The sequence below is a fragment of the Alphaproteobacteria bacterium genome (genome assembly GCA_030739735.1).
GTDB lineage: Bacteria > Pseudomonadota > Alphaproteobacteria > UBA7887 > UBA7887 > UBA7887.
The window spans coordinates 191,149-204,693 of the sequence record JASLYQ010000002.1 but is presented as its reverse complement, the minus strand read 5'-3'; the positions used below and the strand labels follow the sequence as shown (position 1 = coordinate 204,693).

Here is a 13,545-nt window from a genome sequence, read left to right as displayed (position 1 = left end):
CGTGGTAACCACGAGAAAGCGAGTAGTATGAGCGACGGTCCTTCGTCGAATGAACAGAAACCATCGGTCCGCGAGGCTCTGGGCATAGGCAAGTCGCCAGAGCCGGGGCTCAAACGTGGGTCCGTGGCACGGCTGCGAAACTATTTTCTCACCGGCATCGCGGTCACGGCGCCCATCGCCATCACGCTGTGGATTCTCATCGGCATTATCGAGCTGATCGACGAGATCGTGGTGCCGCTGCTGCCCGACGTTTACAACCCGGCTAAATACTTCCACGCCTATTTCGGTGTCGAGGTGGATATCCCCGGCTTCGGACTGGTCGTGGTGGTCATCGGCCTGACCCTGATCGGTTTTCTGGCGGCGGGTTTCATCGGCCGGCTCTTCGTGCGTTCAAGCGAGCGTTTGGTCAATCGCATGCCGGTGGTGCGCAGCGTCTACGGTGCGCTCAAGCAGATCTTTGAGACGGTGCTGGAATCTTCCTCACGTTCGTTTCGCGAGGTGGTGCTTGTCGAATATCCGCGCCGCGGTATCTGGGCCATCGCCTTCATCACCAGCACCACGGAAGGCGAGGTGCAGAACACAATCACCGACGAGGTGGTAAACATCTTCCTACCAACGACGCCGAACCCTACCTCGGGGTTCCTGCTGTTCGTGCCGCGCAACGAGCTCGTGAGCCTCGACATGACGGTCGAGGAGGGTATCAAGATGGTTGTCTCGGCCGGTCTCGTTACGCCGCCAGACCGTCGCCCGGCAGATGTGCGAGCGCGTCCATTGGTCTCGCCCGACGGTGCCGTGCAGCGCGAGGCGGCGGACAAGGTGAAGTCGGGCGAGCGGGTCAGCCAGACCTCAAAAACCTGACTGCCAGGTCGCGCTCGAACAGATAAAGCAGGGTCCGTAGCGCTTCGCCGCGCTTGCCGGTAAGCTCCGGATCGCCATCCAGGATGCGCTTGCTGTCGTTGTGGGCCACCGCCAGAAGGTCGCCGTGGGCAGAGAGGTCGGCAAGGCGAAAGTCTGGCATGCCGCTCTGCCGCGTTCCCAACAACTCGCCGGCGCCTCGTAAACGTAAGTCCTCCTCGGCGATACGGAACCCGTCCTCGGTCTCGCGTAGGATAGTGAGGCGAGCTCGTGCCGTTTCACCGAGCGGTGGCCCGTAGAGCAGCAGGCATGTCGAGGCCTTCTCGCCGCGCCCGACCCGACCGCGCAGCTGGTGCAGCTGAGCGAGGCCGAAGCGCTCGGCTCCTTCAATTACCATCACTGTCGCCTCGGGCATGTCGACACCGACCTCGATGACCGTGGTCGCGACGAGCACGGCCACTGCGCCGCTTGCGAAGTCCGCCATTACGCCATCGCGCTCGGCCGCTTTCATTTGACCGTGGATGAGCCCAACCTTGTCGTTGAAGTGCTCGCGCAAGGCCTCGGCGCGGGCTTTTGCTGCTGCCAGGTCAAGCGTTTCCGACTCGGACACCAGCGGACAAACCCAATAGACACGATCGCCCGCCGCAATTGCACGCGATACGGCCTCTATCACTTGTTCGAGTCGAGTGGCTGGCAGGGCTACGGTGGTTACGGGCAGGCGGCCGGGTGGCTTTTCGGTCAGGCGCGAGACCTCCATGTCGCCATAGGCGGTCAACATCAGGGTGCGCGGGATCGGCGTCGCGGTCATCACCAACACATGCACGCCTGCGCCCTTGGCCTGAATGTTCATGCGCTGATGTACGCCAAAGCGGTGCTGCTCGTCGATCACGGCAAGGCCGAGGTCGGCGAATTCCACGTCCTTCTGGATCAGCGCGTGGGTGCCGACCAGAAGGTCGATTTTGCCGTGGGCCAGGGCGGCGAGGGTCTGCTCACGCCCTTTTCCCTTGTCGCGGCCGGTGAGCACCGCGAGGCGCACGCCGGCGGCCTCGGCTAGTGGGGCAATGGTCTTGTAATGCTGGCGTGCGAGAATCTCGGTTGGCGCCAGCATGGCGGCCTGGGAACTGGCCTCTACCGCCACCAGCATGGTGAGCAGTGCGACAATCGTCTTGCCACTGCCGACATCGCCCTGCAACAGTCGCAGCATGCGCCGTCCCACAGAAAGGTCGTCGGTGATCTCGGCCAGGCTTTGCCGCTGCACTTCGGTTAGGGTGAAGGGCAGCGCGGCGACGGCCTTCCGGCGCAGGCGCCCGTCGCCCACCAGCACGCGCCCGCCGCTGCCGCGCATATGCGCACGCACCAGCCCCAGCGCCAATTGGTTAGCTAATAGCTCGTCGAATGCGAGGCGCCGCCGCGGCGCGGCCGAGGGATCGAGATCGACGAGGCTGTCCGGTGCGTGTGCGACCGCGATGGCCTTGTGCCAGGCGGGCCAGGCCTCGCGTGCGACCAGCGTCGCGTCATGCCATTCGGCAAGCTGCGGCACGCGCTCAAGCGCGTGCCTGACGGCCTTGGTTAGCGGCTTGGCAGTGAGGCCCTCAGTGAGCGGATAAATGGGCTCAATGCGGGGCAGAGTCTCAGCTTCCTCGCGCGTCACCACATAGTCGGGATGGCTGATCTGCGGCTGGCCTGAGAACATCTCGACGGTGCCGCTGATCACGCGCGTCTCGCCCTCCGGCAACAGCCGGCGCAGGTAGTCAGGCCGGGCGTGGAAATAGACCAGTGCGATCTCGCCGCTGTCGTCGCTACAGATGACGCGATAGGGTTGGCGCCTGTTGTGGGGTGCGTGATGTTCAAGCACACGCAGGGTGAGCGTCACCACCACGCCCTCCGGCGCATCCGCCGCACGCGGCGAGAAGCGCCGGTCGACGAGCCCGCTCGGTAGATGCCACAAGAGGTCGACCACCTTCTGTCCTGTCAGGTGTCCGATCGGGGCGGCCAAACGCGGGCCGATGCCGCTTAACGCGGTCACTGGCGCGAACAAAGGATTGAGAATCTCTGGCCGCATCGCATCGCCCTGGGATCGGAAGCGCCGGTATTGTATACGCTGGCTCCATGGCGGATAGGGACGACATCGAAATACGCCGCAAGCGCGTGCGTTTTCGCTGCTGGCACAGGGGCTCGCGCGAAACGGACCTGCTATTGGGCCGCTTCGCCGACCATCATCTGGATGCGCTTGATTCGCAACGTTTGTTCCAACTGGAGGCGCTGCTGGCGGAAGAGGATCCCGACATCTGGGACTGGGCGCTCGGCCGCAGGCCCGTTCCCGCCGCCCACGACACGCCGGTGATGGCGTTGCTACGGCGGGGGGTCGGCACGGATGCATAACCTCACCGACTTGCTGGCCAAACCCGGCCGTGTAGTCCTCTCGGGCGCCCCGGATGGCCGCGATGCGCTGGCGCTTGCCGACCTTTGCGCCGATGCCGATCTCGACATCCTCTATGTTGCGCGCGACGATAGCCACCTGGCTGCGATGGCCGAGGCGCTGCGCGTTTTCGCGCCGGCGAAGGCGCCGTTGGTCTTCCCGGCTTGGGATTGCTTGCCCTACGATCGCGTGTCTCCACGCTCGGATATCTGCGCCGAGCGCCTGTATTGTCTGAACCGCCTGACGCGCGAAGAGTTTCAAGGCCGGCTGCTGCTGACTACGATCAACGCCGTCTGCCAGAAGGTGCCACCGCGGGCCTTGCTGGCGACCTCCCACTTCGAGATTGCGGTTGGCGAAGTTCTGGATCCCGAAACACTGATCGGCTTCCTTGAAAGCAACGGCTATCGGCGCGTCGGCACGGTTATGGAGCCCGGTGAGTATGCTGTGCGCGGCGGCATCGTCGATCTTTTCGCGCCGGGCGGCGCTGAGCCCATCCGCCTCGATCTCTTTGGCGACATGGTCGAGAGCATCCGCAGCTTCGATCCCCTGAGCCAGCGCACCGACGCGTCTCGCGACGCCCTTGCGCTGGTGCCGGTGTCGGAAGTCTTTCTCGGCGAGGCGGAAATCGTACGCTTTCGCGCCGGCTATCGCGAGCTGTTCGGCGCCGTGACCCGAGACGATCCGCTTTACGAGGCGATTTCCGCCGGCCGCCGCCATCCCGGCATGGAGCACTGGCTGCCCCTGTTCCACGATGGTCTTGAGACGCTGTTCGACTATCTGCCAAATGCTGCCGTGTTCCTGGAACACCTGGTGGAAGAGGCGCTGAAGCAGCGTGCCGACTCCATCGCGGACTATTACGAGGCACGCCTCACCGCCGCAGAAGGTAGCGCGGCGCTAGCGGGCGAGTGCTACAACCCGGTGCCGCCTGAGCGGTTGCATATCGCTCCGGATGCCTGGAAGCAAAGCCTGGCTGGGCGTGCTGTGGTGGTCTTCTCTCCTTTCTCTAGCTCGGCCAGTGACAATGAGGGTAGCATCGATTTTGGTGCCCGTCGCGCGCGCGATTTCGCGCCTGAGCGCCGGCAGGAGAATACCGAGCTATTCGATGCTGTGCGCGATCATATCGGCGCGTCTCTAGAGAATGGGCGCCGGGTGGTCCTGGCCTGTGCCAGCACTGGCTCGCGCGATCGTCTCGGCCATTTGCTCTCCAAGCACGGGGTGGAGGCGACGACAGCCGTAGATTTTTGGCAGGATATCGAGATCCTGCCACCAGAGACCGTGCCCTTGCTTGTGCTCGGACTCGAGCACGGCTTTGTCACGCCGACACTGGAGGTGTTAGCCGAGCCCGACATTCTTGGCGATCGCCTCGGTCGGCCGCGTCGCCGCCGCCGCGCTGCCAACTTTCTCTCCGAGGCGAGCGGCCTCGATGTAGGCGATCGGGTCGTGCATATCGATCACGGCATCGGCTGCTTTGCCGGCTTAAAAACGCTTACCGTCCTCGGTGCGCCACATGATTGCCTTGTGCTGGTGTATGCCGGTGACGACAAGCTCTATCTGCCGGTCGAGAACATTGAGATGCTGTCCCGTCACGGTCCTGGCGGCAATGATGAAGGCGGGGCGCTTGACAAGCTCGGCGGCGCTGGCTGGCAGGGGCGCAAGGCGCGCCTGAAACAGCGCTTGCGAGACATGGCCGAAGCTCTGATCCGGGTCGCTGCTGAGCGCATCACCAGCGCCGCGCCGCGGCTAGAGATGCCACAGGATTTGACAGAGGAATTCGCTGCCCGTTTTCCCTATACCGAAACCGACGATCAGGTCCGCGCCATCGATGAGAGCCTGGCCGGATTGGCGGGGGACAGGCCGAGCGACCGGCTGGTCTGCGGCGATGTCGGCTTTGGCAAGACCGAGGTAGCGCTGCGCGCCGCCTTTGCTGCCGCCATGTCGGGCAAGCAGGTGGCGGTCGTGGTGCCGACAACGCTGCTTTGTCGACAACATTTTCATACCTTTAGTGAACGATTTGTAGGCTATCCGGTTCACATAAGACAGCTGTCCCGTATGGTTGGCGCAAAGGACGCGGCGCTGGTGCGCGAGGGGCTTGCGGACGGTACGGTCGATATTGTCATTGGCACACACAGCCTGCTATCGAAGTCGGTAATGTTCACCGATCTCGGACTGCTGATCATCGACGAGGAGCAGCATTTCGGCGTTGCCCAGAAGGAGAAGCTGAAGGCGCTTAAGGCTGACGTGCACGTGCTGACGCTGACCGCGACGCCGATCCCGCGCACTCTTCAGCTCGCCATGTCTGGCGTGCGCGAACTCAGCCTCATCGCGACCCCGCCGGTCGACCGCTTGGCGGTGCGCACCTTCGTACTGCCTTTCGATCCGGTGGTAATCCGCGAGGCCATCCTGCGCGAGCGCTTCCGCAGCGGGCAGTGTTTTTACGTCTGCCCACGCATCGAGGACCTCGACGGGGTTGCCGCAGCGTTGAAGGAGCTGGTGCCCGAGGTGAGCATCGTTACGGCCCACGGGCGCATGGCGGCGGGCAAGATCGACGAAGCTATGACCGCCTTTTATGACGGTAAGTACGACGTTCTGCTGACGACCACCATTATCGAATCTGGCCTCGACATGCCGCGGGTCAACACTCTGATCGTGCATCGCTCCGACATGTTCGGCCTGGCCCAACTCTACCAGCTGCGCGGACGGGTCGGGCGCTCGAAGACCCGGGCCTATGCCTATTTTACAGTGCCATCCGAGCGGCTACTGGCGGGCGCGGCGGAGAAGCGCCTGCGCGTCATTCAGACTCTTGACACCCTCGGCGCCGGCTTCTCGCTGGCCAGCCACGATCTCGACATCCGCGGTGCCGGCAATCTGCTTGGCGAGGAGCAGTTTGGCCACATCAAGGAGGTCGGGCTGGAGCTGTACCAGCAGCTTCTGGAAGAGGCGGTGCAGGCGGCCAAACGTGCCGAATCCGGTATCGAAGGTGAGATCGAGGAGCGCTGGTCGCCGCAGATCACTGTTGGCACCGCTGTGTTGATCCCGGAGGATTATGTCACCGATCTCGGCGTGCGCCTCAGCCTCTACCGGCGCTTGTCGGGGCTGGAACGTGAAGAGGAGTGGCAGGCCTTTGCGGCCGAGCTCATGGACCGCTTCGGGCCGCTGCCGAAAGAGGTCGAGAACCTACTCGACGTGGTGCGCATCAAGCGATTGTGCCGTATCGCCGGAATCGAGAAGGTTGATGCGGGTCCAAAGGGCGCCGTGATCGGCTTCCGAGACAACAACTTCGCCGCGCCCGATAAGCTCATTGCCTATATCGGTAGGAATGCGCGCTGGCTGCGCGTGCGCCCCGACCACAGTCTGGTCGCGAGTCGCCAGTGGGTACGGGAGAGCGAGCGGCTCTCGGGGCTATCCTCGTTGGTCGGCGAGCTTGCTGCGCTTTGCGGTGAGGTGGCGGACACCGTAGCCTCACTGGAATGAGTGAGCACAGCTGCCAGACGGAGCTGGACTTCACGGGGCGTTTCCCGCCTGAGGTCCGCCTTCTGTTATTAGGAGGTGCTGGAGCTACAGGCAGACTTACTCGGCAGCTTCTGCGGCCTGTACGGATTCTTGGACCGCGACGGCGAAAACCTGCTGAAAGACTTCGGGGTCCTGCGCGCCTGAGACGGCATAGCGGCCATCGATGATGAAACAGGGCACGCCGTTGATGCCAATGCTGCGGGCATGGCGGTCGCACTGCGCCACTTCTACTGCGCCCTCGTCGCTTTGTAGATAGGCCAGCGCCTCGTCGCGGTCCAAGCCGCACCCAAATGCGATCGCGGCTAGCGTTTCGACCTCACCGATATCGCACCCGTCGAAGAAATAGGCGCGGAACAGGGCCTCGACCACGCTGTCCTGATCGCCATGGCCGCCGGCAAAATGAATTAGACGGTGCGAGGCCACGGTGTTGGGCGTGCGCCCGATGCGGTCGAGTGCGAAGGGCAGGGCCTCAGCGCTCGCGGCCTCGGCCACGCTGCGATAGATCCGCTCGGCGCGTGCCGGCCCGCCGAACTTCAGCTCAAGATATTGGCTGCGCGGCATGCCCTCGACTGGCAAATCGGGATTCAGCTGGAAGGGGTGCCATACCACCTCAGGCAGCTCGCCGTCGAAACCCGCTAGGGCCGTCTCAAGCCGCCGCTTGCCGATAAAACACCATGGGCAGACGGTGTCGGAAATGACATCTATCTTCATGGTCATCGTCTCCATAGACCCGTTTATGGCGCCATTATCTCACTGACGCCCGCGCCCGTTCCAGGATTGTTTTGCCGTCGGTGTCGTGATCCTAGGTGACTAGGCCGACGCCGAGTTGGGGGCGACAGCCTCGAGTTCGGCACGCCGCTTGTCAGGACTGATGCTAATCGTGTCGAACCTCTGTGATTGCTCGGAGGCGGACAGCCTGCTCTGGATGCCCTGCTGGTCGCCGATCATAATGCGCACTATCGCGGGCATGTGACGGATGTCTCCTGGGTCCAATTCGGATATCTATAGCGTTCTGAAGGACGACCGAGGAGACACCCCGTGAGCGAAACGCCTACAATGGCCCGACACTCTCCTGACTCCCAATACGATATGGGGTTGGATCCGGGACCGGCCAACTATGTTCCCTTGAGCCCATTGAGCTTTCTCGACCGTGCGGCAACGATTTACCCGCGTCGCACGGCCGTTGTCTACGGTGAGCGCAGGATAGATTATGCTGGATTTCGCAATCGCTGCTGCCGGTTAGGCAAGGCTTTGGCTGCCGCAGGCGTGGGGCCGGGCGACACCGTTTCGGCCTTGCTGCCCAATATTCCCGAGATGCTGGAGTGTCATTACGGCGTGCCGATGACAGGCGCGGTGCTTAATGCTATCAATACGCGCCTTGATGCGGCCAGTGTCGCGTTTTTCCTGCGCCACGCGGCAAGCAAGGTATTCGTCGCCGATCGTGGCTTTGGTGCGGTCGTGCGCGCCGCCATGATGGAACTCGATGCGCCGCCGCTGTTGGTCGAGGTCGATGACCCGGCGCTAGGCGTCGAAAGTTTTGGCGGTGTTGATTACGAGAGCTTCCTTGCCGACAATGCCGACGATTTTATCGCGTCACCGCCGGTCAACGAATGGCAGGCCATCGCGCTCAACTACACCTCCGGGACCACGGGCGATCCGAAAGGCGTGGTCTATCACCACCGCGGCGCCTATCTGAACGCGCTCTCCAATGTGCTGGCTACGGAGCTGACGGGCAGTAGCGTCTATCTCTGGACCCTACCGATGTTCCATTGCAACGGTTGGACCTTCCCCTGGTCGGTTACCGCGGTTGCGGGCACCCACGTCTGTTTGCGCGAGGTGCTGCCCGAAGCGGTCTTCGAGGCGGTGGCGAGGGAAAAAGTGACCATGTTCTGCGGTGCACCGGTGGTGCTGACCATGCTGCTACATGCACCAGACGCGCAGCGCCGCGATTTCAACCATCGCTGTGCCGTGTTCACCGGCGGTGCGGCACCGCCCAGCGCTGTGATCGAGGGCATGGAACGGCTCGGCTTCACGGTGACCCAGCTTTACGGCCTCACCGAGACCTACGGCCCTTCCATGGTTTCGGCCTGGCAGGACGAGTGGGCGGCCCTTGAGCTTGGCGAACGGACTCGACTGATGGCGCGTCAGGGCTACGGTTATCCCCTGGTCGAGGGCGTGCGCGTTGCCAATCTGGAAAGCGGTGCGGATGTCCCAGCTGACGGTGAAAGCGTAGGCGAGATCCTGATACGCGCCAATACGGTGATGAAGGGCTATTTGAAAAACCCCACCGCCACGACCGAGGCCTTTCGCGATGGCTGGTTCCACAGCGGCGATCTTGCTGTGCGCCATGCCGATGGCACGGTCGAGGTCAAGGATCGCTCGAAGGATATCATTATCTCCGGCGGCGAGAACATCTCGTCGCTCGAGGTCGAGGAAGTGCTTTATCGCCACCCCGCGGTGATGGAGGCGGCCGTGGTGGCGCGCCCCGATGCAAAATGGGGCGAGACACCCTGCGCTTTCGTCACCATGGTCGAGGGTGCAGAACCGGTGACGGAAGCGGATATTATCGCCTTCTGCCGCGACAATATGGCGCACTACAAGGCACCCAAGACGGTGACTTTTGGTCCCCTGCCCAAGACCTCAACGGGAAAGATTATGAAATACGAGTTGCGCGAGCGTGCGCGGAGCCTTGGGAAATGAGCGATCTCTTCGACATGACTGGCAGCCGGGCGCTCGTTACCGGTGCCTCGCGGGGCTTGGGGCGACACTTTGCGGCGACCTTGGCGAAAGCGGGCGCCGATGTGGCGATCACGGCGCGCAAACTCGAGGCGCTTGCCGGCACAGCTGCCGAGGTCGAAGCGCTGGGTCGGCGGGCCTTTGCCGTGGCCATGGAGGTCACCGATGCAGCGAGCGTCGCCAACGCGGTCGAGGCGACGGAGGCGGCGCTCGGCCCCCTCGATGTGTTGGTCAACAATGCCGGCATGGCCATCACCAAGCCGGCCTTGGAGACGACACCGAACGAATGGCAGCAAGTCGTCGATACCAATCTCAGCGGGGCCTTTCTCGTTGCCCGCGAGGTGGCCATGCGCATGGCCGGACGCGACGGTGGGCGCATCGTCAACATCGCCTCCATCGGCGGCATGATAGCGCTCGGCCGGGTGGCAAGCTATTGCGCCTCGAAGGCGGGCCTGATCCATCTCACTCACGCGCTCGCGCGCGAACTGGCGCGCCACGGCGTGCGCGTCAACGCCATCGCGCCGGGTTATGTGGAAACCAATCTCAATCGTGATTTTTTCGCCAGCGAGACGGGAAAAGCGGTCATCAAAGACGCCATTCCCCAGCGTCGCCTTGGCCAGCCCGAGGAATTGGACGGGGCGCTGCTGCTATTAGCGTCCAACGCCTCGCCCTTCATGACCGGCAGCGTGGTCGTTATCGACGGCGGGCACAGCCTCGGTTAGTAAAGGTCGTTCTTGTAGGCTTTGGCGATCACGGCGTCGGCCCCCGCCGCGTCCTCGTCGCTGAGCTCACGGCCGGCGATCTGCTCGGCGACCATCTGGCCGAGGCCGGGTAGCACACCACGCTCGACCTGGCTCTTCGGCGCCCAGAGCTTGGAGCGGATCATCGCCTTAGCGCAATGCAGGAAGGCCTCCTCGACATGCACTACAAGTGCCACGATGGGGGTCTTGCCGCGCACCACGTGATCAGCCAGCAGGGTCGGGTCGTCGCTGATCTCGGCGGTGCCGTTGACGCGCAGGGTCTCGTCAATGCCGGGCACCAGGAACAGCAGGCCGACATGGCCGTTGGCGACCACGTTGGCCAGAGAGTCGAGGCGGTTGTTGCCGCGCCGGTCGGGCAGCACCAAGGTTTTATCGTCGCGCACTCTGACGAATCCGGGCGCGTCGCCGCGTGGGCTCACGTCGACATTGCCCTGAGAATCCGAGGTGGCTAGGCAGACGAAAGGCGAGAGCGCAATAAAGTGCTTACAATACTTGTCAAGGCAGATGAGTTGTTTACGGATAACCATTTCTGATTGCTCTGGAAACAACTCTCGAAGATTTGTCTCGCTCTGAATGGATTTGATCATGCTCAGCAGTGCCCGTCGTCGTGCATGCCGTCCCGCATGACGGTGCCGCAGCGCTTGGCGCTGGTCTTGCGTATGCTCTTTAGCGTGGCGGCCAGAAGTAGGCGAGATGTCGTCGGCAAGGTGTATCTCCTTCTTGCAGTGCGCCGAAACATAATACCGCCGTCACCGGTCGTTCGGAAGCTCGACCAAGATGACGTCCGGGTCATACGCCACGCCGTCCTTGATGATCCGGTAGATTCGTGCGGCATTCGCGATGTCGAGGAGCGGGTCCGCGTCGAGAACGAGCATATCAGTGCGTCTGCCGGGGGCGAGAGCGCCTATATTATCTCGGTCGAGGGCTGTGGCGCCGCCGCTCGTAGCGGCGATCGGAACATCCATTGGTGCAAGACCGGCCGTGACTATCAATGCTAGTTCGCGATGGAAGCCGGCGTCGGGCAAGGTGCCGATGTTGCCCGCATCCCCCGCGATAGTCACGCCAGCGGTGTGCGCGCGCGCCAGATACTTGAGCATGAAGGGGTTGATGGGTAGCCGGTCACCGATGCGGAGGCAATGGGGCGCTGCTCGCGGGTTATCTTGGAAAGGTCGTTGAGGCTCGCCAGTATGTCCGGATCGCCATAGCAGCGGGTGAGGGCGTTGAGCCCGAGCGACTGCCCGAACACGCGACAATGCGGCCATTCTCGATTAGGACGCTGGTGCGGCGTGGCGGCGTACCGCTGTCGTTGATGACCGTGGCACCGATAAAGGCAATGGCATCGGCCAGCACCGAGTCGGGAAAAAGAGCGAGACAGGCCGCTAGGATAAAGGCAGGTCTTCGCATCAGAGCATGTTTCGGTTACCAGTCCTTGCCGTCCTCGCCCTCGGGCATGCGCAGGCGGCTCCATTGCTGGTGTAGGCCCTGGGCGCCGCGGGCGCGGCCGCGGATATCCTGTACCATCTGCGCGGCTTCGTCGGGCGACAATTCACGGGTTGATTCCCCATGATCGGTCTCGCCTCGGGTTTCGCTGTCGGTATTGCCGCGCGGGCCTTGTAAAGCCTCACCGCGCTCGGGACGCATCTGCACGTTCACCTCGCGGTCGTTGATACCCGGTGCGCGCTCGGGGGCGGTTTCTTCGAAGACTTGCCCCATGCGCGGCGAGTAGCTGGACTGGCGGCTTCTCGGCCTGTCCTCGTCTGCTGTCTGCTTGCGTACAAGCTCTTCCATCAGACGCTGCGCCAGCCCGAGATTGTAAAGCGCATCCGCATAGTCACCATCGAGCAGGAGACTGCCCTGATAGAAGGCGATCGCCTCGCGCAGCGGTGCCATAGCGGTGCGGTAGGTCAGTACGTTATGCAGTGCAAAGGCATGCTTGACACGGCCGAGATTGTACTTGACCCGGCTGCCGAGGATCTGGTCCTCGGTGCGCAGAGCAAGCGAATACAATTCCTCGGCCCGGTCATGCAGGCCAAGCCGGTAGGCGACGTTGCCACGGTTGTAGTGTAGTTGCGCGAGATCGGGCAGCGTGGTCGCGGCGCTCTTGTACAGGGCATCCGCACCCTCGTAATCCCCGGCATCGTAAGCCACGTTGCCGTCGGCAATCGTCTGGTAGGCGGGGTCCTCGCAGCCGACGAGCCCAAGGCCCAGGGCTAGAACGGCGATGTGGCATGTTCGCAGCATGCGCTAGACTCGCTTCCCGACGCGTTCTCGAATGATGTTCTCCAAGGAGATCAGCAACAGCGCCAGCAACACGAACCAATGATACTGGTCTGAAAGAAATTCGCCGGTTCCGGCGGCGACCTGCCGGCGCGGTTTGGACGCGATTTCGTCGCGGTACATGATGCGCAGCGGACTGGCGTCCGCCACAGCGAGCTGGAGCCGCCCGCCCGTCAGGCTTGATAGCTCGGCGAGAAGTGCTGGTCGGGTGCGGGTTTGCACGTCCTTGCCATTGTGGCGATGCAGGACGAAGCCGCCTTTCTCGCCCGGAACCCTGATCGAGACAGCCCCCTCGTCATCGCCGACGGCCACCGAGTAAAGCGTGAAACCCTCTTGTGCCAAGTCCTGCGCGGCGTCGAACGCCTGGCCGGGATGGTCCTCGCCGTCGCTGAGCAAGATGAGGTCGGTATAGGCGGGGTCGAGATTTTCGAAACGTGCCGGGCTCCGGCGCAACGCGCCCCCGATATCGGTGCCTTTGTGCCGCGCGCTGGTCGGGTTGGCGTCGGCAAGCCGATCCAGGAACAGGCTGTAGTCTAAGGTCAGGGGCGATTGCAGGCTGGCGCGGCCGGCGAAGGCGACCAGGCCGAGGCGGTGGCCGCTGTCCTCGCGCAGCTGCTCGACCAGGCCTTGCACCATGACCTTGGCTCGCTCTAGACGATTGGGCACCACATCTGCCGCGAGCATGCTGAGCGAGACGTCAAGAATGACGACGATATCGCGGCCGAAGCGCGGCGCCTCCTCGGGCTTTAAGCCCCAGCGCGGCTGCATTAGGGCGATCACGAGAAGCCCGGCCGCCAGGAGCAGGCATGCAGCCTTGGCCCGGCGGCGCCAAGGCCGGGCCTGCGCCACCAAGTCAGGTACAAGCCCGCTCGCCATGAAGCTGTGCAAGGCTTGCCGGCGGCGCCTGAAGCCGTAGCGGTAGAGCCAGGTCAGCGCCGGCATCAGGACCAGCAAGAACCCCAAGATCGGTACGGCAAAATCCATCAG

General features: G+C 63.3%; 12 protein-coding genes. 5 read left to right on the top strand and 7 right to left on the bottom strand.

Annotated elements, in window-relative coordinates; translation table 11 throughout:
• Nucleotides 1–27 precede the first annotated feature (27 nt).
• A complete protein-coding gene (locus QF629_02215) occupies nucleotides 28–858 on the top strand; it encodes a DUF502 domain-containing protein (protein ID MDP6012351.1) in 831 nt (276 codons plus the stop codon).
• Here the strand turns inward: QF629_02215 and recG are convergent.
• Entirely contained in the window at nucleotides 836–2,917 is a 2,082-nt protein-coding gene (gene recG / locus QF629_02210) for an ATP-dependent DNA helicase RecG (protein MDP6012350.1), read from the bottom strand. The two genes, QF629_02215 and recG, sit on opposite strands and share 23 nt — an antisense overlap.
• A gap of 47 nt (nucleotides 2,918–2,964) precedes the next feature.
• Between recG and QF629_02205 the strand changes: the two genes are divergently transcribed.
• Nucleotides 2,965–3,237 carry a succinate dehydrogenase assembly factor 2 gene (locus tag QF629_02205; protein ID MDP6012349.1) on the top strand — a complete coding sequence of 91 codons (273 nt, stop codon included), beginning with the start codon at nucleotides 2,965–2,967 and terminating at the stop codon, nucleotides 3,235–3,237.
• Nucleotides 3,230–6,745, top strand: a complete 3,516-nt coding sequence (gene mfd / locus QF629_02200) for a transcription-repair coupling factor (protein MDP6012348.1) — start codon at nucleotides 3,230–3,232, stop codon at nucleotides 6,743–6,745. The genes QF629_02205 and mfd overlap by 8 nt, the downstream gene beginning before the upstream one ends.
• A 96-nt stretch (nucleotides 6,746–6,841) precedes the next feature.
• Here the strand turns inward: mfd and QF629_02195 are convergent, their stop codons facing one another.
• Entirely contained in the window at nucleotides 6,842–7,501 is a 660-nt protein-coding gene (locus QF629_02195; GenBank protein ID MDP6012347.1) for a DsbA family oxidoreductase, read from the bottom strand.
• A 339-nt stretch (nucleotides 7,502–7,840) separates the two neighbouring features.
• Between QF629_02195 and QF629_02190 the strand changes: the two genes are divergently transcribed.
• Together QF629_02190 and QF629_02185 are read left to right on the top strand one after the other, a co-directional pair.
• Nucleotides 7,841–9,484: an acyl-CoA synthetase gene (locus QF629_02190; GenBank protein ID MDP6012346.1), complete on the top strand. Its 1,644-nt coding sequence runs from the start codon at nucleotides 7,841–7,843 to the stop codon at nucleotides 9,482–9,484.
• The gene (locus QF629_02185; protein ID MDP6012345.1) at nucleotides 9,481–10,242 is read left to right on the top strand and encodes an SDR family NAD(P)-dependent oxidoreductase; all 762 of its coding nucleotides are present in this window, start codon (nucleotides 9,481–9,483) and stop codon (nucleotides 10,240–10,242) included. The genes QF629_02190 and QF629_02185 overlap by 4 nt, the downstream gene beginning before the upstream one ends.
• Here the strand turns inward: QF629_02185 and QF629_02180 are convergent.
• The 5 genes from QF629_02180 to QF629_02160 all read right to left on the bottom strand — a co-directional run bounded on the left by QF629_02180 (nucleotide 10,239) and on the right by QF629_02160 (nucleotide 13,542).
• Entirely contained in the window at nucleotides 10,239–10,868 is a 630-nt protein-coding gene (locus tag QF629_02180) for a pyridoxamine 5'-phosphate oxidase family protein (protein MDP6012344.1), read from the bottom strand. The two genes, QF629_02185 and QF629_02180, sit on opposite strands and share 4 nt — an antisense overlap.
• Before the next feature lie 162 nt (nucleotides 10,869–11,030).
• Nucleotides 11,031–11,378 (bottom strand): amidohydrolase family protein, encoded by a 348-nt coding sequence (locus QF629_02175; GenBank protein MDP6012343.1) that lies wholly within the window; start codon nucleotides 11,376–11,378, stop codon nucleotides 11,031–11,033.
• A 58-nt stretch (nucleotides 11,379–11,436) separates the two neighbouring features.
• Entirely contained in the window at nucleotides 11,437–11,685 is a 249-nt protein-coding gene (locus QF629_02170) for a hypothetical protein (GenBank protein MDP6012342.1), read from the bottom strand.
• Nucleotides 11,686–11,700: 15 nt separating this feature from the next.
• The gene (locus tag QF629_02165; GenBank protein MDP6012341.1) at nucleotides 11,701–12,522 is read right to left on the bottom strand and encodes a tetratricopeptide repeat protein; all 822 of its coding nucleotides are present in this window, start codon (nucleotides 12,520–12,522) and stop codon (nucleotides 11,701–11,703) included.
• A gap of 3 nt (nucleotides 12,523–12,525) precedes the next feature.
• The gene (locus tag QF629_02160; protein ID MDP6012340.1) at nucleotides 12,526–13,542 is read right to left on the bottom strand and encodes a VWA domain-containing protein; all 1,017 of its coding nucleotides are present in this window, start codon (nucleotides 13,540–13,542) and stop codon (nucleotides 12,526–12,528) included.
• Between the last annotated feature and the right edge of the window lie 3 nt (nucleotides 13,543–13,545).